The 22,282-nt window shown below is 70.4% G+C and carries 19 protein-coding genes; 7 read left to right on the top strand and 12 right to left on the bottom strand.

The genetic code is table 11. The features are described 5' to 3' along the window. The first annotated feature begins 168 nt into the window (after window positions 1-168). From B4N89_RS46200 to B4N89_RS50500, 4 genes are all read left to right on the top strand, one after another. Window positions 169-801: a hypothetical protein gene (locus B4N89_RS46200; protein WP_078982708.1), complete on the top strand. Its 633-nt coding sequence runs from the start codon at window positions 169-171 to the stop codon at window positions 799-801. A 1,760-nt stretch (window positions 802-2,561) separates the two neighbouring features. Continuing rightward, window positions 2,562-3,335, top strand: a complete 774-nt coding sequence (locus B4N89_RS46210) for a GNAT family N-acetyltransferase (RefSeq protein ID WP_143658433.1) — start codon at window positions 2,562-2,564, stop codon at window positions 3,333-3,335. Between the two features lie 997 nt (window positions 3,336-4,332). After that, window positions 4,333-5,163, top strand: a complete 831-nt coding sequence (locus B4N89_RS46220) for a GNAT family N-acetyltransferase (protein ID WP_078982712.1) — start codon at window positions 4,333-4,335, stop codon at window positions 5,161-5,163. Window positions 5,164-5,984: 821 nt separating this feature from the next. Beyond that, window positions 5,985-6,158, top strand: coding sequence for a hypothetical protein (locus B4N89_RS50500; RefSeq protein ID WP_161501074.1), 174 nt, complete (start codon window positions 5,985-5,987; stop codon window positions 6,156-6,158). Between the two features lie 463 nt (window positions 6,159-6,621). Here B4N89_RS50500 and B4N89_RS46230 read toward each other — a convergent pair whose 3' ends face one another. Further along, window positions 6,622-6,909 carry a hypothetical protein gene (locus B4N89_RS46230; protein ID WP_078982714.1) on the bottom strand — a complete coding sequence of 96 codons (288 nt, stop codon included), beginning with the start codon at window positions 6,907-6,909 and terminating at the stop codon, window positions 6,622-6,624. 190 nt (window positions 6,910-7,099) lie between these two features. Here B4N89_RS46230 and B4N89_RS49405 point away from each other — a divergent pair, with 190 nt between their 5' ends. Further along, window positions 7,100-7,768, top strand: coding sequence for a hypothetical protein (locus B4N89_RS49405; RefSeq protein ID WP_143658434.1), 669 nt, complete (start codon window positions 7,100-7,102; stop codon window positions 7,766-7,768). An 821-nt stretch (window positions 7,769-8,589) separates the two neighbouring features. Here the strand turns inward: B4N89_RS49405 and B4N89_RS46240 are convergent. The 4 genes from B4N89_RS46240 to B4N89_RS48595 all read right to left on the bottom strand — a co-directional run bounded on the left by B4N89_RS46240 (window position 8,590) and on the right by B4N89_RS48595 (window position 11,144). Continuing rightward, on the bottom strand, window positions 8,590-8,904 hold the full coding sequence (locus B4N89_RS46240; RefSeq protein WP_143658436.1) for a hypothetical protein: 315 nt from the start codon (window positions 8,902-8,904) through the stop codon (window positions 8,590-8,592). Between the two features lie 19 nt (window positions 8,905-8,923). Beyond that, window positions 8,924-9,259, bottom strand: coding sequence for a hypothetical protein (locus B4N89_RS46245; protein ID WP_078982717.1), 336 nt, complete (start codon window positions 9,257-9,259; stop codon window positions 8,924-8,926). A gap of 128 nt (window positions 9,260-9,387) precedes the next feature. Continuing rightward, on the bottom strand, window positions 9,388-10,452 hold the full coding sequence (locus B4N89_RS46250; protein WP_078982718.1) for a hypothetical protein: 1,065 nt from the start codon (window positions 10,450-10,452) through the stop codon (window positions 9,388-9,390). A 176-nt stretch (window positions 10,453-10,628) separates the two neighbouring features. Next, complete coding sequence (locus B4N89_RS48595; protein WP_143658438.1) at window positions 10,629-11,144, bottom strand: hypothetical protein; 516 nt, start codon at window positions 11,142-11,144, stop codon at window positions 10,629-10,631. A 76-nt stretch (window positions 11,145-11,220) separates the two neighbouring features. On the opposite strand from B4N89_RS48595, the gene B4N89_RS46265 reads away from it, so the two are divergent. Then, complete coding sequence (locus B4N89_RS46265) at window positions 11,221-12,246, top strand: GNAT family N-acetyltransferase (protein WP_078982721.1); 1,026 nt, start codon at window positions 11,221-11,223, stop codon at window positions 12,244-12,246. Window positions 12,247-12,758: 512 nt separating this feature from the next. Next, window positions 12,759-13,541: a hypothetical protein gene (locus tag B4N89_RS46270; protein WP_078982722.1), complete on the top strand. Its 783-nt coding sequence runs from the start codon at window positions 12,759-12,761 to the stop codon at window positions 13,539-13,541. Window positions 13,542-13,859: 318 nt separating this feature from the next. Here the strand turns inward: B4N89_RS46270 and B4N89_RS46275 are convergent, their stop codons facing one another. The 7 genes from B4N89_RS46275 to B4N89_RS46310 form a co-directional block, all read right to left on the bottom strand. Continuing rightward, window positions 13,860-14,099 carry a hypothetical protein gene (locus B4N89_RS46275; protein WP_143658440.1) on the bottom strand — a complete coding sequence of 80 codons (240 nt, stop codon included), beginning with the start codon at window positions 14,097-14,099 and terminating at the stop codon, window positions 13,860-13,862. A gap of 693 nt (window positions 14,100-14,792) precedes the next feature. Then, window positions 14,793-15,053: a hypothetical protein gene (locus tag B4N89_RS46285; RefSeq protein ID WP_143658442.1), complete on the bottom strand. Its 261-nt coding sequence runs from the start codon at window positions 15,051-15,053 to the stop codon at window positions 14,793-14,795. A 540-nt stretch (window positions 15,054-15,593) separates the two neighbouring features. Continuing rightward, window positions 15,594-15,887, bottom strand: a complete 294-nt coding sequence (locus tag B4N89_RS49410) for a hypothetical protein (protein WP_078982483.1) — start codon at window positions 15,885-15,887, stop codon at window positions 15,594-15,596. A gap of 507 nt (window positions 15,888-16,394) precedes the next feature. Then, the gene (locus tag B4N89_RS49415; RefSeq protein ID WP_143658326.1) at window positions 16,395-16,688 is read right to left on the bottom strand and encodes a hypothetical protein; all 294 of its coding nucleotides are present in this window, start codon (window positions 16,686-16,688) and stop codon (window positions 16,395-16,397) included. 253 nt (window positions 16,689-16,941) lie between these two features. Continuing rightward, entirely contained in the window at window positions 16,942-17,835 is an 894-nt protein-coding gene (locus B4N89_RS46295; protein ID WP_143658325.1) for a hypothetical protein, read from the bottom strand. A 776-nt stretch (window positions 17,836-18,611) separates the two neighbouring features. Next, window positions 18,612-18,980 carry a hypothetical protein gene (locus B4N89_RS50505; RefSeq protein WP_161501039.1) on the bottom strand — a complete coding sequence of 123 codons (369 nt, stop codon included), beginning with the start codon at window positions 18,978-18,980 and terminating at the stop codon, window positions 18,612-18,614. A gap of 1,504 nt (window positions 18,981-20,484) precedes the next feature. Beyond that, window positions 20,485-20,877 (bottom strand): hypothetical protein, encoded by a 393-nt coding sequence (locus tag B4N89_RS46310; RefSeq protein WP_078982478.1) that lies wholly within the window; start codon window positions 20,875-20,877, stop codon window positions 20,485-20,487. Between the last annotated feature and the right edge of the window lie 1,405 nt (window positions 20,878-22,282).

The raw sequence follows: 22,282 nt of genomic DNA on the forward strand, positions 1-22,282 counted from the left end.
CAAAGGGTGGAACAGGTTGTCGTTGAACGCCCACTCGACCGACGTCATCAGTGCGGTTGGCAACCGACCGATTTTCCGACGCTGTTCGAGTCGATGACCGGCCGTCAACGCTGGGGAGGGTATGAACGCTGTCACCGCCGGGCGCCGGGGCGGTGTGGGCAATGCCCGGTGCAGGCCCGTGTCCTGGCGCGGGAAAACGGTCTGGAATGGCCCCCGGGCGTCGCGGTGTTCCTCGCCCGCGTGCGGCCCCTGCTGCCGACGCCGGGAGCGCTGTGGGTGGATCCGGCCGCCGGCCGGAGCACGCTGGACCTGTACGTGTGGCCCGACGAGCGGACGGCGACCCCGGCGACGTGGCAGGAGGTTCGCCGCGCCCCCGGCGTCCACGTCGGCTGGGCGTGGCACGACGACGACGGCCAAGCGTTCTGGCTGACCCGCGACAACCCCGCCGCCGCGACGGCGGTCGTCCGCGAAACGTGGCTGGGCACCGGTACACGCCACGCCGTGTACGAAACGCCGGAAGGCCCCCGGCTGGCCCTGGTCCACTGCCACGGACCATGCAACCACGACGCAGACCACCTTCGGCACCTGGCCGCCGACCTTGCCGCATGCTCACCCGGGCCCGCCGCGGTGTTTCCCGACCGGCTGCCCGGCCTACACGGAATCGCCTTCACGTACGAAGAAGGCCGCAGCGCGCTGCGCCGCAATGACCACCTCACCACCGTCTCGTGGGATGTGCCGCTGCGTCGGTCCACGGCGGCCGCGCTGGTGGCACACGCCGTCCGAATGGCTGCAGCCGCGTGAATCGCTCTTCGAGATCGCCATCATCGTGCCTACCGGCCGCACGAGCATCGGCGGCCTGGCGGCGTCCCACGCCCTGCCTCCTGGGTTGCACCAGGCGCGGGTTGCGGTGCGATGTCGTGAGGTGCGGTGCCGCGTCGGGTCGGTACGGGGAGCTGCGTGGTGGCTCTCGGCGGCGACGGTGCGGCACACGAGTACGGCAACGCCCGTTGGCCCGACGTGTGAACCCGTCGACCCTGCCTGGGCGTTCGGTCCGGGCTCGCCTGCGCTGTCACGCCTCCCCGGGTGCCGTTGTCGCGGCGCCGGTTCGTCCGGGACGTGTGGGGAACGCACGGGCCGTCGACCGCCGCCGGTGAACGCTCGGCCTTCGCGGATCGTCGGGCCGGCGGCCCCGGTGACGCGGACGCATCCCCTCGGGAGACGGTGCGTCGGGTGCGAGGCCGGGGAGTATCCGCCTCGGCCCGGCCGCGCGTGTCCTGACCGGCGGGGGTCGTCCCCCGAGGATCGGCGCCGAGCATGTGTGTGAACACGGCACCCGGCGCGCCGACCCCCACATCGCACACTCGCGCACGACCAGGACACACGAACCACCCGGGGGACCCGCGTGTGGGTGACATGACGATCCGGCCGGGACCCGACGGGTCCTCTTGACAAGAAGGGCGCGGCTCGGGTCCGGACGATTGCTCCGGCTCGTCGCGACAGGAGCGCCGTGGTCGGCAGAGCTCTCGGTCGGACCGGGCCGACGGGAAGGGCCAACGGGCGTCTGGTGATCGGTGCCCGGCGCGCGTTCGAACGGGATTGGTCGCGCGCGGCCCTCACGGCAGACGCGGGGATGACCCATGTCATGCCGTTTACGCGCGCTCTGCGGAACGCGGCGCCCGACCGCGCTTCGTGCCGTCGGGCGTCGAACCCCCCCGTGAAGGCGGTGTGCAGGGTCGCGGTGCCGTCGAGATCCTTCAGCGTGAGTGCGGCGGCGCGGATCCGGCCGTGGCCGTCGGCGTGCAGGTGCGCTGCTCCGCCGTCCCAGCGCAGTGACGCCACCGCCGGTCGACTGCCGCATTCGATCCGGGCGTTCGGCCCCACGGTCTAGACCGCCTCGGCGAGGAAGTCGTCGAGAGCGGCGCGGGCCACCTCGGTGCGCCTAGCCAGGACCTCGTTCAACTCCCGCCGGGCCGGGACAACCTCCGCGCGGATGCGCGCGGCCATTGCCGCAAGGACCCGTCAGTGACCCCTCCAGTTGTCCCCAGTAGTCCGTAGGGTCCGCCCACACCAGCGAGGCGTTCGCGCGGGTCTCGACGACTGCGGGTCTGTCCGTCCGGGAGATCCGCACGTCGAGTTCGAGATCATCCGGCTCCTGGAGTATTGCGCGGTCGGCACAGCCCACCAGGTGGGGCCGCCATTGGTCCCGCAAGCCACTTCGGTGGGCCAAGGCGAGTCAGCACGGAGCGCCCTTGGGGTCCCTGGCGACGGTGGGGCAGGTGTCGGCGACATCCCGGGCCAGGTGCAGTGCCGCCCTCCAGACGAGGTCAGCCTCGCATGCGGTGACCAGGATCTCGGCGCACTCCCCGGCGTCATGGCACGCCGTCAGTCGCCGCGCGAGATCGACAGCGGATTTCCAATCGGGGCAATTTCCGTCCACGGTGATCTCCTGTCGAATGGCCGGCCGACCCGGTCCTTTGCAATCAATCTAGGGCGATTCGCGATTCTCATTCCCCGGGCGCGCCCCTTCCCGGAATCGGGCCGGTTCGGGGAGGGGTCCCGTCGTGCTCGAGGTGCGCGATTTCCGTTCTAGGGTTAATCGCGGTCGTCGACAAAGCTTCGATTTTACGATCGATATGCGACCGCTCAATCGGACATCTCATCACAGGGGATTGCACCGTATGCGCGGATTCTCGTTCACCATGCGTAAAGCCCACCCGACGGACGTCAACCAGTTCATGACTCTCATAGCGCTCGCGGACCCCGATCATCCGGATCCGTACGGCGAAGCCCGGGAATTCGTTCTCACTCGCCACGGCGCCCCCCTGGAAGGGGAGGGGCTTTTGGCTCTCGTTGCCGTGGACGAAACAGGGAAGCTTGTCGGTGCGCTGCTCGCTGGGATACCCAAGTGGGTGTTCACGCACGTCGGTATCCCGACCCAGTTCGAAATACCACTGTCTCGGAGAGTCGCGAACGTGCATGGCGTCGCGGTGCACCCCGAGTACCGCTACAAAGGCGTGGGGCGATCTCTCATTCGGCAGGCAGAGGAAGAGTTCAAGGCCGCCGGCTGGCGAGTCATGACCCTCGAACATCCGGCCCACCTTGACGACTACTACGCTCGCCTGGGGTACACCAACCACAACGCAATCGTCGTGAACCTGCCCAGCAGCCTCATTTCCGTGCGCATCGATGACACTCGTGTATCCGCCCGGTCACTGCACCCACGTGCGCGTCTGGCCAGCGTGTTCGGGATTCCCGGACCGGTGATCAACGGCCTGCTTCCGGGCACCGACATGCCCGAAAATGCATGGTTCGACGGACGCAGGCTCCGCTCCTAGCACCGCGATTCCCTTGGTAGTGCCGCTTCCAGAGATGTGGACTCTTCCGAAGCGGCATTACCACGCGGAACCGCACTCCCGCCGGCCGTGAACCGAGACGAGACACGTCGAGGTGCCGCGCCCACCGTCGCGCCTACACCGGCCGGACTCACGGCGCCGCCGCCAGCACGGCCACCCTTCCCCGGAGTCGACGTTTCCGGGGAAGGGACCTCGTCTCTCGGACAGGTGCAAGCCGTGCCATGGATGTACGGGCCAACCGTGGAGGCTCTTCCGTCGGTGGCCTGCTGATGTCCTCTGCCCGCCGAGGGACATTAGGTCGTGGGGTCGATGTCGCATCCGCATGTGACATTCCGTGGCGCTCCCGGGGGGTGCCCAATCGATAGGGGCACCCCCGGGAATTCGCGTCCGCTCGCGGGTCAGGGCGTGTGCGGGCCGTCCTCCGTATCGTCTGCGCCTTCCCACTCGGCCTTGCATTCGTCCGAGCAGAAGTGACCGCCGTTCTCGGCCGGTTCCGACTCGCAGTTCGAACATGGCCGGCCGCTGTACATCCACACATCGTGGCGGTCGGCATCGGTTTCGTGCCACCGGTCCTCATGGCTCATGGAAAAACCCCGAACTCATCCGTCGTATTCACGGTCAGTGGCCCCATGCTACAAACTCCAGGTTGCAACAGACTCCCCGTGGTTCCCTTCCCCGGATCGGGCGATCCGGGGAAGGGATGTTGTTGTTCTCGGGTGTCGTGATGGGGTCCTAGGGTGAATTTCGTTCTCGGGCCCGCCGCATTCCGATCCGGTCTTCCGTGCTTTGTTGCGCGGCCCGTCTGTCCGTAGGCGAGTGTTTCGGGAGTTCATGTCGTGTCTGAGGTTCTGCGCCCGAGTGCGCCGCTCGATATCCATCACGATGCGCTCGCGGTCCACCATCGGGAATTGATGTATCGGCGTCAGGAGCTCGGCGCCACACTAACCGCGTTGGCGCACGCGTTGCACAGGCATTCGGGATGGGTCCGTCGTACCCGAACCCGAACCGTGCGCTCACGCCCGGGGAAACGGCACTTCGGCTCGCGGTGTTGCGCCGTGTGATCGAGGGTGATGGGGGCAGCGGATGGTCGCGCCCCGACGTGAGCCGCGCGGATGCCGGAGTCGTCGTGTCTGTGGCTGCGCACGCGGGTGCCGGCGTTGGTAGCGCCATGCGTGAGGGTCTGGTCGTTCGAGAGGCGTGCGCGGGTGACGTCGACATGTTCGTGGAACTCATGATGCTGGCCGATCCCGATGTGGAGCCGGACGCGCTGTTGACGATCCGCCGTCTGATCAGTGCGTCCGGGTCGTGGTCGCTGCGTTCGCTCGGCCGGCTCGCCCTGGTCGCGGTGGACGCCGGGCATGTCGTCGGTGCTCTGTTGGCCGGCCCTCCGGAATGGCTGTACGACCATCCCGAGATGGTGCCGTGGCGTGCGTTCCTGGGGCAGCGGATCGCCACCGTGCTGGGCTTGCCCGTGCGTCCGGAGTCTCGCCGTTCCGGCGTGGGACGTGCTCTGATGGAACGGGCAGAAAACGATCTGCGCGCCGCCGGCCGGGGATTGGTGACCCTGTTCCATGCGTCCGATCTCGACGCCTACTACGCCGGGCGCGGCTATACGAGCCACGACATGTTTGCCGTGTGTCTGCCGGGCGGGCGCGTGCTCCTGCGGGACTACCCGAACGACCTGCGGGTGGCCGTGAAATCCCTCGAAACGGGCGTGCGGTCGATACCCATGGCTGGTGTCTCTGTGCCGGTGGTCACCGGTCTCGCGCCCGACACCACACCGCCTGTCGGTCTCCGATTCCCGAAGTGAGGCACTCGGCACCGCGACGTTTGCCAGTGGCCCGTTCGCGAAAACGCGCGACGGGTCACCGCCGGGCGTGCGCTTCGGCGCGAACGCGCTTGCGTACGTGTCGTTCTCCGCCCCGGTTGCCGTGCCGCCGTCAGGCGGGCGGGGGCCGTGACGCGGGCGTTCGCCTTCCGATCCCCCTCGGCCCGCGCGTCGGGCCCGCGCCGGCGGTTGGGAAGCGGCGCCCGGCCGGTGACGGGCGCGCCGAGTCCCTTCCCTGCGGCGGGCCGGTCCGGGGAAGGATTTCGGCCGGCAGGCCGGGTGTTCCGCGATCGTGGGGGCCTATTGGCCGTTCGGCGGCCACAATGGCGCGCATGCCGAAGAACGTGTACAGCAGGTGCGAACAGGCAGCCTAAGCACGGGGGTTGTGCAAGCAGCGCTGGTTGCGGGCGTCAGAGGAGGGCGTATTGCCGTCGGCGCGTAGGGGTCAGCCTCGAGTGATTCCCGACGAGGCGATCACGCGGGTGGTGGTTCTGGTGGAGGGCGGTGTGTCGGTCGCGGCCGCGACGACGCAGGAGAGGGTCGCTCGGAGCGCGTTCGATTCCCGTGTCGCGTCCTCGCCGGGGCTGCGTTCCCGTCTGGACGCGGCCCTGGCCGCACGGGCCGGGACACCGCCTCCGCAGGCGCTGCCACTCGCTCCGGCGCCACCGGCGGTGCCGGCGCGCCCGCCGGTGGAGGCGGTTTCGACGCCGGGTGGCCGGCGGATGTCGTATGTGGACCGCGACGGCCGCAGGTAGGTCCTGACGCGTCGGCAGGCGGACGTTCTTCGCGTCATCCGTGAGGAGATGCCCGTCCCCTACCATCCCGCATGGGATCGCCGGATCCTGGTCGGGTTCCGGGATCGGGGCCTGGTCGCCCTGCGCGAGGGCGACGACGGGACATGGACGGTGCCCGGCCTGACCGAGTTGGGCCACCGGGTGTTGCGACGGTGGCCGTTTGACGGGGGAACCGGCGTGTAGCGCCCGAGCGTCGTCGACGCGATGAGTCGGACAGCGGGTGGCTACCCGTGCCGGGCGCGGCCGCGGGATTGCGCGGGGGGCGTTGGGATGGTCGGCGGACACGGCGGGATTCCCGATGGGCCGGGCTCGCGAGTCACCAGTTCGCGAGTGTTTCCGACAGGGCCCCCAGGGCCACCCGGGCAACGGGAGCGAGAGCCACCTGTGCGATTGTGAATGGCTCGGTCCTGCCCCACTTTCGCGATCCCGATGGTTCGACCGCGGACACCGGATCCGGCTGCTGAGGCGGGACGTGTTGCCCGCAGTGGAATGCCACGAGCACCGCAATTCGGTCACGCACGCCCGGGAGCCTCGGCTTCCCAGGCGAGCAGGGCCGCCATCGTTGACCGCCCCGTGCTCATGGTCGGCGATCCGTACCCGACCGTGTTCGTTGGGGCGATCCCCGCTGCCCTCGGGCGAGACGTCCTCAGTCCTCCAATGCCTGATCCATGGCGTCGTACCACGCTTGTTGGGAAGGAAATACGCGCTGGCACGCGTCCGAGGCGGTGCAGCGCAACTGACCGGGCCCAAGGTCCGGGTCGCCAAGGTTGGGCCGGTATCCCTGGGCAGACATGTGAGCGCAGCCCCCGGCCTTGTGTATAGCCGCGATGCGGTCGCCGACGGCGCAGGCCTCGGCCATTTCCATGTCCACGTCGAGGCTGGCCTCATAGATGGCCTGCAATTCGTCCGCGCTGTTCTCGTCCGGATAGATCATCAGATCCTCTATTCGCTCGTTGGTTCCACAGGTTCTAGAACCAATATAGCGATTCTCGGAACCGCCAAATATCTGTGCTTCCCTTCCCTGGAGCAGGCAATCCAGGGAGGGGTTCGGGGGAGGATTCTTCCGTCCTTCGGGAAACTAGAATTAGTCCGTCAATTCAAATTCGAGCGAATGGCGGTTTTCGGTGACGGAGTCTCTGGGGCGTTTTTGGGAGAAATTCAGGGTGGATATCCCGGGTCTTCCTCTGGGTATTGTTGACGATCCGTCGGATGCGGTGGAAGCCTTGAAGAAGGCTCTCTTTTCGATCGAAAAGCGTCAGGGCGAACGGCGGGGGTGGGATCAGCCGCCGCGCCTGTTTACGGTGCATCTGGCCGATCGGCGTTCTCGGTCCATCGAGTTGCGTGTAGTTCCCCGACGCCTGTGGGTGTCATGGAGGAACGTGGCCGGTCGGCAGGAGGAAGCGAATCCGGCGGACTCGCTCAAACTGTTGGCGAGCCGCTGCGAGGACGTTCCGCCAGCGGTTACGCGGCTGCCCTATCTGGCGGCGCCGTTGGTGGCCGTGGCGTACATGAGTGAGGGCTGGGGGGTTCTGCGTCCGCCCACCTCGGTGGAGCAAGAGGCGATGGCGTTGGGCCTGCGGACCCTGCACAGGGCATCCGACCGTGTTGAGTTCCGGATATTGGACGCCGTGGACATCAACCAGGAAAAGGCAGGTGTTATCCGGGTACGGGGTGCCGACGCGACGGTGCATGGGCCCGGTAGCAGTCTCGGTACCGGCGGAGCTGTTTCTCACGCCCTGAGTCGGATTGTTCATGCTCTGCGTGAGCAGCAGGAGGTATTTCCGGCTTCGTAAGGCCATCGAGTGGAGTGCGCCGGGCCCCTATTTCGGGGTCCGGTGTGCGTGTTGTCGGGTCGGCGGGTGCCCCCTTCCCCGGGCCGCCGGGCGGGAACCCACCTTTCCTGGGAAGGGACTTCGGGGTGCGCGTGGACTGTTCGGGCCCCCCTTCTCGGTCGGCGAAGCGGGTCCCCGGGATTCGGTGAATCGTGCCGGTTGCCGGACGGTGGTGGGTCGGTGCCGACCCGGAGGAGGAGGGCGTGGGAGCGTTCTTGCCCCGACGAACTCGTCGTTTCCGTCCGGGCGTTCGGTGCGAGCTCGCCGTCGCGCCCCGGGGCGAGGTTCGTCGGCGCACCGCGGCCCGCTGCCGCCGTCCCGCCTCCCCGGGTGCCGTTGTCGCGGCGCCGGTTCGTCCGGGACGTGTGGGGAACGCACGGGCCGTCGACCGCCGCCGGTGAACGCTCGGCCTTCGCGGATCGTCGGGCCGGCGGCCCCGGTGACGCGGACGCATCCCCTCGGGAGACGGTGCGTCGGGTGCGAGGCCGGGGGAGTATCCGCCCCGGCCCGGCCGCGCGTGTCCTGACCGGCGGGGGTCGTCCCCCGAGGATCGGCGCCGAGCATGTGTGTGAACACGGCACCCGGCGCGCCGACCCCCACACCGCACACTCGCACACGACCCGGGACACACGAACCACCCGGAGATGTGCAACGCACGCGCCGGGCCGCATTCGTGTGCGCAACGGCACGCCGGCACGGCACGAAGTCCGTGTACGGCCGGGCCCCGTGCCCGGGGCCGGCCACACGACGTCAGAGCCGCCCGTGCTTGGAAGCGAACCCTCCTACCGTTCCCGGTAGTCCGTGTGGTCGGCCCACACCAGCGAGGCGTTCGAGCGGGTCTCGACGACCGCGCGTTTGTCCGCCCTGGAGATCCACACGTCCAGTTCGAGATCACCCGGGCCCTGGAGGATCGCGCGGTCAGCACAGCCCACCGGGTGGGTCTGCCACTCGTCCCCCAGATGGGCGGCGAGTCGGCGTGAGAAGTCGGGGCCGGAGCGGGCGGTGCGCACGAGGGTCTCCCGGGGGATCGACCGGCAGGGGCCGGGGTGGGTGGGGTCGGCGCCGGAGGGAGCGGTTGCTCCCTCCGGCCTTGGCACGGGCGCATGGTGAGGGCGTTCAGCGGGTCGGGATCACGCTGTAGTGGTGCACCTCGCGCAGGGACTCGGCGGGCGGCTTGTCGCTTCCGCCGGTGATCCGCGCGCGGTCCGGGCGGACGCGGTACTCCGTGCTGCCGCCCAGGCCGTCGGACACCGCCGCGATCAAGGTCCCGTCGTCGTCGATCGCGAAGGCGGCTTCGTCGTCGTTGTGTTCGGCCAGTGCCGTCACAAGCCGGCCGAGATCGGCGAGCGCTTCCCTCTGGGTGGAACCGACACCCCGAACGACTCCCAGGGAAGCCGTCCAGATCCCCATGGACTTGGACACGTCGATCGGAAGGGGCAGGCGATGGGTCACGATCGTCTCCGGGTTCGTCGATGTCGTGCGATGCGTCGTGGTCGGTCGGGGCGGGGAACCGGGCCCGTGGCGGCGCGGGGCGTCGCCGCCCCGTCGCCCCGGGCTCGGGGTCCGCCGGTGGGTGGCGTTCAGTTCCGGGTCGGGCAGTCGTGGTGGTGTGTGGAGGCGATCCCCGCCGTCGCGAGGTGTTCGCAGTCCGGGCACACCTCGTTGCGCAGGAACCGCCCGACCACGACGCGCAGCCACTCGGGCCATGCGGTGGGGCTGTCCACGAGGAGGGTGTCCTTGAGGTGGACCGCGCCGTCCTCGTTCGCGGTCTCGATCGTGTCGAGCAGCCCGTCGCGGAAGGTCAGGGTCAGCCGAGTGATCGCCAGGTGTCGGCCATGGACGTCCTCGGCCCACACTCCCGACACGGTGAGGTGCGTCGCGTGGAACTCGCCGGCCACGCGCGCGGTGACCGCGTCGGCCCGTTCGCCTGCGGGCACGGCGTTCGCGTCGCGTTCGGCCCGCGCGCGGTCGATCGTGTCCAGCGCCGTCACGCACAGGTCCCTGATCGCGCCCACCAGGGCGTGATCCTCGCCGAGCAGCCCCATCACGGACGCCACTTGCCGCTCGGCCGCCTCCGGGTCGCGTCGCCCGTCCGTCAGGCGGTCCCACACGACCTGTGTCAGGATCTGCGCCCCGTCCTCCCGGCGTCCGGCCCCGAGTAGATGCGCGACGTCCGCGCGCGGTGCGCCGCCGTGTCGGCGGGTGGCCCGCTCGGCCCCACTCCCGGGCCCGGTCCGGCCCCTCCCGCCGGCCGCGTGTGCGAGCGGGGCCGGGGCCGATCGGCGACCGAGCGCCCGCAGGAGGCGAACGAGTCCATGGGGACGCAGCCGCCGGGGCACGTCGGGGACACCGGCGGGATGCGCGGGCGCGGCCACGCCGAGGGACACGGTGTCGAGCGTCGTCGGCCGCTCACTCGCCGGCACCAGCAGGCGCAGCGACGGGCCGCCCCGCACGTCGAACAGGGCCGGGGGGCAAGCGCGCGCGACCCTCACGAGCAGCAGGTACGCCAACCGCCATTGTCCACTCGCGCCCAGAGCGTCGAATGCCCCGGTGGTGAGGGTCGAGCGTTCCCTGGGGCTCCCGCCCGCCGCGATCCGTTCCGCCCATTCGAGGGCGTCCGCCCATTCCGGGTCCGACTCGTCCATACCCATCGCCTCCGATCAGAACACGCGGCCGATTCCCGGTCCGTCGAATTCAACGATAGGGAATTCGAGGCCGGCCGATTCGCGGCCGGTTCCCTTCCCGGTGCGAGTGGTGCGGGGGAGGGGTGCGCCGGTTTCCGCGCGCACCGGTTTCACCGGTCCGTACGGAAACCGAAGTTTTATCCGATGCCCCGAATGGTGTCCGACGCCTCCAGACAAAGAAGGACGGTCGACTTGATCAGCGGCAGGTTTTCGCGGATGCGGTGGAACATCAGGATCAGCGCGGAATCACGGACGTCCGGATCGGAGACGTCGGCCATGAGGGCGAACACCTCTGCCAAAAAGCGGCGGACCGTCGTCTCGACGCAGACGGTCCGCCCGGCCGGCGCGGCCGGCTCCCGCGCCGGCGGTGCGGCCGGAGCGCGCATGTCCCCGTTCCCCGCACACGCGCGGGCCAGGGGGATGGGGCACTTCGGCGGGGCCAGGCGGTTCAGCACGGGCCGCTCCCTGGGGTCCCTGGCGACGGTGGGGCAGGTCTTGGCGACGTCCCAGGCCAGGAGCAGCGCCGTCCGCCACATGTTGCCCTCGGCGTATGCGGCGGCGAAGATCTCCGTGCGCTTTTCGCTGTCCCGGTACACGGTCAGACGGTGCGCGAGATCTTCGGCAATCTTCCATTGGGGGCGGTTCCTGTCCACGGTGATCTCCTCGCGTCGCATGAGGTCGGGCCCGGCGCATTCAATGTAGAGCCGACCCGCCGCCTGCATTCCCCGAATGTTCCCTTCCCGGGACCCGGACGGTTCGGGGAGGGGCTTCGTCGTTTTTCGGGCAAGGGAATTCGACTCTAGGGTGGAATTCCTCGACGGTCGTCGACAAAAAAACTCGATCGTATTTCACGATCCGATATGCGACCGCCTGCGTCCACGAATTCCGGGGAGCCGCACCGTGCCCGATGACCCCTACCGCAACCCGCTCGAAACCCACTACCGCGAGTTGCGGCGCCACCGCGACCGACTCGCCGTCCAACTCGCCACCCTCGCGCGGGTGATCGCCGACCGACCCGCCACCGGACGGTCGAAACCCGGTCGAACCCTTTCCCGAAGCCTCGCCCGAATCCTCGAAGCCCCGGTGGCCGATGCCACCGAGCCCGTGCACGCCGTCCGTGAGGCGTGTCCGAAGGACGTCGACGCGTTCATGGCGCTCATGACACTCGCCGCTCCCGACGCTTCTTTCGAAGCTCTCTGGCGCGCCCGCCGACTGGTGGCCGACGGGGCGTCGTCGCCGGAAAGCGGGGAACTGGCCCTCGTCGCCGTCGACGCCGAACGGGTCGTCGGCGCACTCCTCACGAACACCCCCGGGTGGCTGTTCGACCCACCGGGAATCGCAACCCCCCACGAGCCGTCACTGATTGCCCGGATCGTCACCGTCGACGGTTTGGCCGTGCGTCCGGAACACCGCCGTACGGGCATCGGACGTGCCCTGCTCCGACGGGCGGAGGACGAGATGCGCGAGGCCGGCCGGGGGCTGTCGGCCCTCTTTCATGAACCCGAATTGGATTCCTACTACGCGAAGTCGGGTTACACCAACCACAGCGCGTTCGCCATTCTCCTGCCGTGTGGAAGGGTACTGCTCCGGAAGTGCTCGGGCAGCGCCAACCGAATAGCGATCAAGCCTCTCGACACGAGCGTGAAACCGGTACACGTGGACGGCCTTCCCATGCCGGTGATTGCCGGTCTTCTCCCCGACACCGAGCTGCCCGCCGATACCCGAGTCGTTTGCCGGCGCAAGCCCGCAGAATGACCGACAGGGCCCGTTTCCAGCCGGTTCGAAACGGGCCCGTCGGTGCGATACGAAGCGCTGTCCGAGGAGTGGCGTTGGGGGTTGTGGGTGGTTTTGCCGGCCACTCTCGTGCTCTTCGGGCTTGCTCTTCTGGGTTGACGCGCCCGCCGGTCGTGTGTAGATCGTCCATTCGCGGTGTGTGGTTGCCTCGTGTCCGAGCCCTTGTGGGTTGCGGGGGCGGGGCGGCCGGCGTCGCGGGTCGGTTCGGCGAGCACTTTGGTTCGGTTGGTTGGTTGGTGGCCCTTCCCTGGGTGGTGGGTGCGGGGGTGGGTGTTCGGGTCGGGCGGGGCGGGGCGGGCGGGGTTCAGAGTGGGTTTCCGGACGGCCGTATGCGGCAGCGGTGATCCCGCTTCGGCCGCAGGGGCGGGTGCTCGTGGCCGGCGTCGCTTTCGTGCGCCGGTACGGGCACCTGCCGTGGCTGCCGTACCGGCGTATGCCCTGCCGTCGGTACCGAGACTCGAAGGAGTACACCCATGATCGGCTTGGACACCACGAACATCGTCGATTACGCGCGGCGTTGGCCGCGGCCGGAGGACGAGCGCGCGGGAGGCTTCTTCGTGTACGGGGGCCATCACCCGATCACCGTCGCCTTGGCGCATGTCGCGGCGACGATCGGCATGACCGAGATCACCGAGGCGAACGTGCCCGAGTGGTCGAGGCGGCTCGCGTGCGCGGCGGAGATCGCGCTGCCGTTGCGGGACGGTCCCGACAGCGCCGGGCGCACGTTCACCGTCGAGGAGGTCGAGGGGCACGTCGGCCTGGTGGTGAACGTCGCTCCGATGACCGCGGACCGGTTCGACCGCGTGCACGCGATCCGGCTGCGCAAACGGGACGGGCTGCCCACGGTGGAATGCCACGAACACCGCCGCGCGGTCGTGCACGCCCCGGAACCGACGCTGCTGTACGTGGCGGTGGACATGGAGACCGGACAGGAGCGGCGCCGGGTGGAGCACTACGCCACCGGCCGCATGGTGGCGATCGACTACGGCGAGGACGACGGGGTGGAGATGCCCGAGGGGCCGTGGCCCGGTGCGGAGGTCATGAAGGAACGGTGTTACTCCACGCGCAGGATGTCGCTGTGGGACTTCGAGTTGGTTTTTTCCCGCGCTCGCGCGTCCGAGGACAGGTGCGCGTGGCCGACGACGGTCGAGAACTGGGCGGTGCCCGAATGCGGCGCCCACAAGAATCCGGACGACGCGTTCTGCGAGCCGCACGCGGCGGCACGCGCGGCGCTGTTCCCGGGCCTCGCCGGGTGAGCAGGAGTCCGGCTCCGTACCCCTGGCCGTCGAGGCTCGGAGTCGACGCGTCGCCCGTGCGGGAAGGCGGTCGCCGGGCGCTGCGTAGTCGGTTGATCAGGCCGCGAACAGTTTAGACAGGCGCTCGGTTGGGGTTCCGAGCCGAGCGTCTTGCGTGATCGGCTGTCGATTCGTGGCGGTGGTGAGGCGGGTCGTGTCTTCGGGGCTTGGCCCGCACGTTGTGCTGGGTCCCGTCGTGTCGCCGATACGGACCGGCGGTACGGCCGTTGCGCCCGGTGCGAACGCGACGGACCACGATCCGACGTACCCGAATGCTGTTCAGAGCCGGATGTGCAGGCCCGGGAGCCATGCCTCCCAGTGGGCTCGGTCGACGGGGTTGAGTGTGTCGCCGTCGAGGACCTGGTGCGTGACGGAGAGGAGGTTCTCCGGGCCGTGTCTGATCGCGGCCTGCTTCATCAACTCGCGGGCGAGGTCCGGACCTTCGTCGTGGGTCGCCACCACCGCTCGTCCGAACGTCTCGAAGAGGTCCAACAGCCGTGCCCCTCGAGTCCCGCGCACGCAACTCCCCGTGCACGGCTGCCCGGTCGCGCACGCTCGGCCGCCGCGGGCTGGTGCGCGTCGGTCACGCGTTTTGCCGGACCGGCCGGGCACCGCGGTGCCTGCCGGCGGGCCCGGGGACGCGGGGAAGCGACCGCCGGGCCCGGCGGGTGCGGATCACGTGGGAGGATTCACCCCCGCACGACCGGCCGCGACCGTGCGTGCGTCACACCGGCCGACAGGCCGGCGCCCACGGATCCGCCGCAGGGAACGCGCGGCACGGCCTGGGGGCGCACCACGCATGTGGTCGATGCCGAGCCGTGCGTGTGCACCGCGGTCGCGCGGAACACGCGCACCGGCCCGGAAGGGGGAACCGGCGCATCCCGGACCCGAGTTCGGCGACGGCCGCGTTCGGCCGCGTTCGGCCGCGTTCGGCCGCGTTCGGCCGCGTTCGGCCGCGTTCGGCCGCGTTCGGTGGCGTTCGGCGTACGGTCGTCGCGCCGTCCACCCACCGGGTGGACGGGTGCCGCCGCTGTGACGACCGTGCCCGGACCGGGCGCGTCGCCGCGCCCGGCGTGTCGTGCCGCCGTCACGCGATCCGTGGCGGGTGCCCGCGCCCGGGTTCGCCGGGGCGCCGATCGCCCCCCATCCGGGCGTCGTCCACGTTCGGATCCCGGCCTGTGACGTCGTGTCGCGGCCGGGCGACGCCCACGGTCACCACAGTTCGGACAGGAACGCCCGCGATTGGAGGATGCCCCGGTACACGTCGGCGTGTTCGCGGGTGGCGCCCGTCGCCGGGAGAGGTCGGATGGCCAACGGCCGTGCGCGGGAGAGGTCGAGGGCCAGGCGCCCGGTGGCGGGGTCGACGCCGACGCGGTACGAGTCGGGCGCCAGCCACACCGTGTACCAGGGTTCCGCGGGCGCGTTCGGGGCGGGCCGTGGGGATCCTCGCGCGCCCAGGCGACGCAGTGACATCGCCGGTCGCCGCAGGGGTCCCGGACGGAAGCGGGGCGTGAGGCACGGTAGTGCGTGAACACTCCCGCCAACATGGGACACCCCCGGGTCGAATAGTGCGCGCATACCGGGTGCATCCCCGGTTCGCGAATCCACCCGTCGACGAAATCGCGGGGGCGGGCGAGTGCGACGATCCGAGCATCCAGCGGACGCAGACAGATCTGACACAGGCGGCGGATCAGCGCCTTGCGGGCGCGGCGGTGGTCGATCATGCCGAGGACGGCGGTGCCGTCGCGGTGGCGCACGCTGATGCCGGGCACCACCAACCCGGCCCGGGTCCTGGGCAGATCGGCGAGTTCCGTCGGTACGGGGGGCGCAGTGAAGCTCATGGTCGGGGTGCCTCTCGTGTTCTCGACCACGCGGACGGGGTAATTCCGGCGGCATCCGCCACCTGCGAGCGGTTGCGAACCGCCTTCGGGACCGGGCACATTCCGCAGGGGCGTCCCACGGCCGCCCGTCCGGGCCGCGACCGGGCCACCGGCCCGGCGGCGGTGTTCGCGCTCACGCCGAGGTCCCGAAGTGGCGGTGGGCGGCGTCGTGGTGCCCGTTGGCGATCAGCCACGCGCGAGCCTGCGCCCCGGTGACACCCCGGTACCCGTACACGGCATCGGTTCCGGTCTCGGTGGTGCCCGGATCCACTCGCCGGTGTCCGCGCGCCACAGGTCGTTCACGCCGGGGGCGGGATTGTCGTCCCCCTTGCCCCGGGCCCTCGAAGTACTCGGTGCCGGGCAGGTCGGACTCGAACGCGCCGTGCAGGACGTGACCGTCGCACACGACGGTGTAGGGAATCATCATCACGAACTCCTTGTCGATCGGGCGAAGAAGGATGCGGAACGGGATCCGCGGGTGCGGGTGCGGGTGCGGGGAGGGTGACGGTGCGGTCGTTCCACGGCGTCGCGACGACGGGGGCGCCCGCGCCCGCGACACCTCGGCACGCCGGCGCCGGGTGCACATGTACGCCGTCCACCGCAATCACGGCGTGGAAGGCCATGCCCGAAGGGGCTTCGTGCCGCCGGGCTCGAACCCCCGGTGGGGCAGGCCCGTCCGCGATAGGGCACGAGCCGGGCGAACCGCACGGCGACGCTCTCCGGGCGGACGCCGCCCGGGACCGGGTCGGCCCGGCCTACTGGGCGCGGGCGGCACGGCTCACGATCGCGTCCCGGACGCCGCCGTGACATGGCTCCCGCCCGTCGTCGGCCCGCTCCGGGCCGGGCAACTCCGGCGCGCGAGGCGCGCGGCCGGCCGCTGCGCCTCGCCCGGCAAGGCCGAGATTCATGCGACCGACTCCGTGGTCGAGTCGATTCAACGGCTGTCGTTGCTCGCCTTCGACGTGCCAGGGGCCGAGAGCAGAGGCAGGACTGCGGCAAGGACGGCTCGAACGCTGTCTCCGCTCATGGCTCCCGCAGCTCGCATACCGGCCATCACCAGCTCGTGCGGTACATCTTGGGGTTCCATCGTCGAACCGCCGGAACATTTTTGATGTGCCGCCAGCAGTAGGGCGTCGAGTTCGGCATGGGCGCATGCTCTGCCGACACCGGCCTGCGTCAGGCGGTCGACCAGCCTGGCGTGGACTTTCCGGAAGGTATCGCTCGTCAAGGTGCCACTCCTCGTCTTTCGTGGTGCACATCGTGCAGGGGAAGCCGCGGCCGGCTCGGCGTTTCGACGTTTCGGGCCTCACGCGGCACGGCCGGTTCGTCGGGGGACCACCTTGCCGTCCCCACGGTCGTCGACATGCGGCCGTCGAACACCGCCGACAACAAGGCCGGTTGACCGACGCGTGGCCCACCGTGGCCTCGCAATGTCGAGCTCGTGCCCCTGGCCGACCGGCAACCGACCCGGGGCTGCGTCGTCAGCCGGTCCGCCTCGGTTTCGGGGCGCGGCAGGCGCCGGGACCCTCACAGCGGGACGCCTCGGCGGGGTTGTCCCCCCCACAGCACGGGCAGCGCCACAGAACCCTGGCCGCGATCGCCGCCCCCCGAATCGCCTGCTCCCGGACGTCGTCGGCGGCATCGAGCAGTGCGGCCACAAGACCCCGCTCGAAGGCGCCCGGTGCGCCGGTGTCCAGCACCACGTCGTCCTCGACCTCCACGCGCAGCGGCACCCTCCCGTCGGCACGCAACAGCCGGTCCTGCGCCGAGTCGAGGTGCACGGACACCCGGACGACGCCGGCCTCGTGATCGAGGTAGGCGAACACCAAAACGCCGTCGATCTCGACGCACGGGAGCCCGTCCTCGTCGTTCCGCGGATGAAAGACCGCATCCCGATTGGCCCGCTCGCACGCAGCGGCGTCGGGGAAACGATGGTCGAGCGGCACGATGCGGGTCCGGCCGCGCCCGGTGATCTCCTCCTCGTGGAGGTCGTACCCCTCGTCCGGGCGGCTGTCGCGGTCGGGGCCGTAGTAGAGCCGCACGGCGTCACGGTCGTCCGCGGGCGGCCGATCGGGGACGCCGTCGTCGCCGACCACGTCGTCCCAGACACCGCGCACGTACTCGGCGAGGCCGGCCACAGCGCAGTCCTCGTCGACGTGGAGAGTCACCACGTCCTCGTGGCGACCCCGACGGCGCAGCACCCATGCCCGGCCCGCCGGGCGGGCACCGACGAAGGTCACCACCTCGGGCAAGGACGGCTGCCGGCCGCCGTGCTCGGAGAGCATGGCCACGCGGGCGCGGTCGAGAACCTCCCGCTGGTGCTCGGAAAGATCACCGCGGTCGATGTCCTCCCACAACTCCACGGCAGTCGTCACGAGGCATTCGATGTCCAGCCGGTCGAAACATGCGGCAACCACAGGGTTCTCCTCGAAGGGGTGTCTGTAGCAAGGTCTTTGGGGCCACGGCAGCAAGTTCTCTCGTTGCCGACGGGCATTCGACTGACGGCCCGTCAACGGCCGACATCGCAGGCATGGCCGCGTGCCAACCGGCGTGGGCGGATCGGCGGCGGTTACCGGAACACCTTGCTGTGGGACCGGCGCAGGTTGCCGGCGACAAAGGGGCGTGGCTCGGGCCGGCCCCGGAGCCCGTCCCTGTTCATCGCGACACGAGCGGCGTGGCCGGCAGGGCCCCGGGGCGGGTGGCCGATGGGGAGCAATCCGCGGGCACCCGGTGGTCGGTGCCCGGCAGCAGGACGAGATCGGTCGCGGGCGGCCCCTCGAGGACGCCGGAGGGAGCGGTTCCCCCTCCAGCTCTCGCAAAGGGGCCGTTGATGGGGTTTCTCAACGAGCCGAGGTCACGCGATGGCGGGCCACCGGTGCAGGGTCTCGGCCGGCGGGCGGGCGCATGCGCCGGTGAGCACGGCGTGGCCCGGTGCGGACATGGTCCTCCGTGCGCCGCCGCCCGTGCCGTCGGGGACGGAGACGAGCAGCCCCCGTGATCGTTTGCCGCGAACGCCGTCTCTCCCGGCGCCGAGCCGAGGTCCTTCGCCATCCATCGGCGGGCCCTCGAACGACTCGACCGTGGCGCAGGCGTGCCCGGTATCGGTACCGGCGGCACGGTCCACGCCCTCGGCCCGCGTCCCCCTCACCGCTCACGACGATCGACGCCCCGCCGCATCCGCCATCCGGTCGTCCCGCAGCCGCTCCCACTCCGCCCGGTGCGCGCGAACCAACTCCTCCGTGGCCCATGCCTCCGCCTCCGCCCGATCCCGTTCCCCACGGCGCTCGGCCTCGCGAGACGCCAACTCGTACGCCACCGGCGCACTGCGGCCCGACCTCGCCACCCCCCGCACGACACGCAACGCGCCCGACTCCACGAGGTCCCGCAGCACCGACCTCAACGCCCGCGAGTCCACGAGCGCGGTCACCAGGCGGCGCGCCTCGGGATAGCTCAACCCGCGTGTCCCGTCCTCCGGGTCACGCGCATTGACGATCGCCTCCCCGATCTTGAACTCGCTCAACGCACACTCCGACGTGCACGCGAGGACGCCCAACACATCCGCTTCCGTCGGACTGTAACCACCCACCGAGCCACCAACCTCTCGCCGTCGTTGCCACGAACATCGCCACACCCCGGGCTTCGACCACACCACCGACACCGCAGCCGTGCCGCCCCTTCACACAGCCGCCCGCCGAGGCGGCGGCCCGGCGAACGTCGCGGTCCGATGGACGTGAACCACCGGCCCGTTCGCGGCGACTCGCGTACTCCCGCCCTATGCGGGAGCCGCGACCGGACGTCGTCGCCCCGGGGGATCGCGGCGTGCCGTCGACCCGCAGCGCCCGGATCCCGTTCGCCGTCCGCTGCGCCTGGGACCACGGCCGCACCAGACGGGTGACGCCCACGCTCCTCGTCCCGGCGTGCCGCCGCTGCGCCCGGCCACGCGACGACGAGCGCGGGGCGCCCGCCGGGCGGGCGGTCACGGGCGCGGGGCATGCGTCGCGCGTTCGGGCGGTGAGCCGGACCGGCGGGAGCGGGCGCCGCCTCGGGACACGCGTGCTGCCCCGTGGCCCGGCCCGCTAGGTAGTCGTCGATGGCGATTCGCAGCCACAGGGGCCGGCCCGGGTGGGCCACGGGCGGATCGACGATCTCCCGCAGGTCCGCGTTCCCCGGATCCCCCACGAGCCGGACCGACCCGACCACGCCGTCGACGACCGACAGGCGCACGCCGACGATCGGTATTCGTCGACCGCTCTGCCCCACACCCCACACGCCGTCGACCAGGAGGTCCACCGTGCGCGAGTCCCGGGCCACCCGCACGGCGCACGAGCCGGCCCCCGCACCGTCGGGAACGGCCTCCCGCGCGCCGTCGGAGGCGGACCGCAGCCGCGCGACGGTGTCCAGCGCCGTGACGCACAGGTCCCTGATCGTGCCCGTGAACGCGTGATTGCAGGCGAACAACTGCATCACGGCCAGGACGTGCCGCCGCCCGCCCCGGAATCCTCCGCCCCGCCAGCCTGTCCCACATGCCTTGCAGCACCGCCCGCGCGTAGTCCACCTCGCCCGTGTCCCCCTCGGACACCACCTCCTCGCACGCCCGGCCCGGGGTCCGTCGGGGCGGGGCCAGCAGGTGCAGCGACGGGTATCCGCGCACGTCGAGCCCGGACGCCGGGCACACGTCCACCACATACACCAGCAGCTGAAGCGCCACCCGCCACTGCCGGCCGGCGCCCAGGGCGTCGAAACACGCGACGACGGCATCCTCGCGCTCCCGCGCGTCTCGGCCCGTCGCGATCCGCTGCGCCCACGCGGCGGCGTCCGCCACTCGTCGAGCGTCTCCGTGTCCATGTCGGTCTCCTTCGATCGGGAATACCTTCACCGCCGAATGCTCGGCCCGTCGAATTCAACGTAGAGGAATCCGAGCGACCGATTACCGGCGTGTCACCCTTCCCGGGACCCCCGGTGCGGGGGAGGGGCCGGCGGATTCCGCGCCGTCGCCGTGCGGCGGCACGGAATCCGCGACTGTCTCAACCGGCGGGAAGATCCGCGATTGCGTCCAGCGCATTCAGGCACAATCCCACCGTCGAACGGATCAACACCCAATCCTCCCGACGGACGAAAAAGCGCCGGCGCAACAGTTCCTCGCCGATGTCCGAATACGGGTCGAGGTCGAGGGTCACGAACGCGTCCGACAAGAACCCGCGCGCCTCCTCGCCGCGTTTGAGCAACCGCGCCACGGTGCGCGCGTCCCCGACCGAGGGCAGGGACCAGCGACGCATGTCCGCCAAGGCGGACCGCGCCCGCAGCCACCGAGGCGCGGACGGCTTCGGCGCCAGGCGGGACAGATCGGGAAACCCGCGTTCGTCCCGAACACCCACCGGGCAGGCGTCGGCGACGGACAGCGTCAGAAGATGCGCCACCCGCCACAGCTGACCATCCCTCGAACCGCAGGCGACGAGTCGGACGCGCTGCGGCATGTCCCGACACACGGACAACTCCCGCACGAGATCGGCGGCTTTCCCCCATCGAGCATCCGTCACATCCACGCTTCTCCCCTCGCGCCGAATAGGCGCCCCGATATCGGGGCCGGCGAATTAATCTAGCGCGATCGGCCGACCCGAATTACAGGACCTCACCCTTCCCCGGACTCGGCGGTCCGGGGAAGGGAAACGATCGTCTCGGGAAACCGGAAATTGGCCCTAGGGTGAACTCGTTCAACGGATTCGGAAAACAAGAATTCGATGCTCCGATATCCGGCCGGCCCATTCCGTACAAGATCCAGGGAGCCCCGAGTGCCCGATTCCCCCGTCACCTTCACCGCAGCCGTCGTCCAAGCGTTGGAACGCCACCGGGCGCAACTCGCCGACGCGGAAGAAAGAGCCGCTCGTGTCGTGGAACTTGCCCGCCGGACCCTTTCGGCCGGCGCCCCGCACGACGGCGCACGTCGCCTCGCCGAGAGCATCCTCCACACCTACGACTCGGACTCCTGCCGACCCAAGCGCGCGTACGTCGTCCGTGACGCTCGCCCGGAGGACGCGACACGGTCATCGAACTTCTCGGGTACATCGAGGGATTCGAGGACCTCGGCGACGAAGGTGCCCGGATGGTCCGGGAGAGCTTCGGACGCTGCCCGTGTCCCATCACGCGGACGCGGCGGCTCTCGTCGCCGTCGACGACGCCGACCGTCCGATCGGGGTGCTTCTCGCGGGGCACCCGTATGGATGCTCGACGGTCCCGACAACACCCCTCCGCACTGGCTCGGGCTGACGCGCCGGATCGCCACATCTCTGCGGTGGCGGTGGATCCGAGCATCGTCGTGCGGGAGCGGGACGCGCCCTCATCGAACGAGCGGAACACCACTTCCGCACCTCCGGGCGCAGGCTGGTCACTCTCCTGCACGCACCCGACCTCGCGCCCTACTACGACGCGTTGGGTATTCCGTGCAGTCGCATTTCGTGGCGTTCCTCGGCCAAGCCCTGTACCGGGAGGATTTCCACGACATACGCATGGCCTTCAAACCCTGGACCCCCGCGTGCGCCAAACGCCCGTCATGGGCCTTCCCGCCCCCATGATCAGCGGGATCCTGGAGGACAACGCCCCACCGGCCGGCCACTGGTGGTTCGACGGCGAGCGACTGCACCACTGACACGCCGACGCCGACCGGCACGCCGTGCCGCCGAACCACCGGCGGCACGGCCACCGACCGGCGAGAACCCTCCTCCTGGTGATCATCCACTCCACGGCCGTCCCCTCGAGGGGACGCCCGCCGCACCCGCCGGGCCGGGGGAGGGGACCAACGCCCGCCCGCACCACCGCGGCCGACAC

Origin of the sequence: Embleya scabrispora, assembly GCF_002024165.1 — a bacterium.
GTDB classification, from domain to species: Bacteria; Actinomycetota; Actinomycetes; order Streptomycetales; family Streptomycetaceae; genus Embleya; species Embleya scabrispora_A.

What these genes read in the sequence shown, in the direction of transcription:
- B4N89_RS46230 (WP_078982714.1), bottom strand. Translation starts at nt 6,909, where the DNA reads ATGATCTATCCGGACGAGAACAGCGCGGACGAATTGCAGGCCATCTAT.
- B4N89_RS46265 (WP_078982721.1), top strand. Translation starts at nt 11,221, where the DNA reads ATGTTCCCTTCCCGGGACCCGGACGGTTCGGGGAGGGGCTTCGTCGTT.
- B4N89_RS46250 (WP_078982718.1), bottom strand. Translation starts at nt 10,452, where the DNA reads ATGGACGAGTCGGACCCGGAATGGGCGGACGCCCTCGAATGGGCGGAA.
- B4N89_RS49410 (WP_078982483.1), bottom strand. Translation starts at nt 15,887, where the DNA reads ATGATGATTCCCTACACCGTCGTGTGCGACGGTCACGTCCTGCACGGC.
- B4N89_RS46270 (WP_078982722.1), top strand. Translation starts at nt 12,759, where the DNA reads ATGATCGGCTTGGACACCACGAACATCGTCGATTACGCGCGGCGTTGG.
- B4N89_RS50500 (WP_161501074.1), top strand. Translation starts at nt 5,985, where the DNA reads ATGCCCGTCCCCTACCATCCCGCATGGGATCGCCGGATCCTGGTCGGG.
- B4N89_RS46285 (WP_143658442.1), bottom strand. Translation starts at nt 15,053, where the DNA reads ATGTCACTGCGTCGCCTGGGCGCGCGAGGATCCCCACGGCCCGCCCCG.
- B4N89_RS46220 (WP_078982712.1), top strand. Translation starts at nt 4,333, where the DNA reads ATGGGTCCGTCGTACCCGAACCCGAACCGTGCGCTCACGCCCGGGGAA.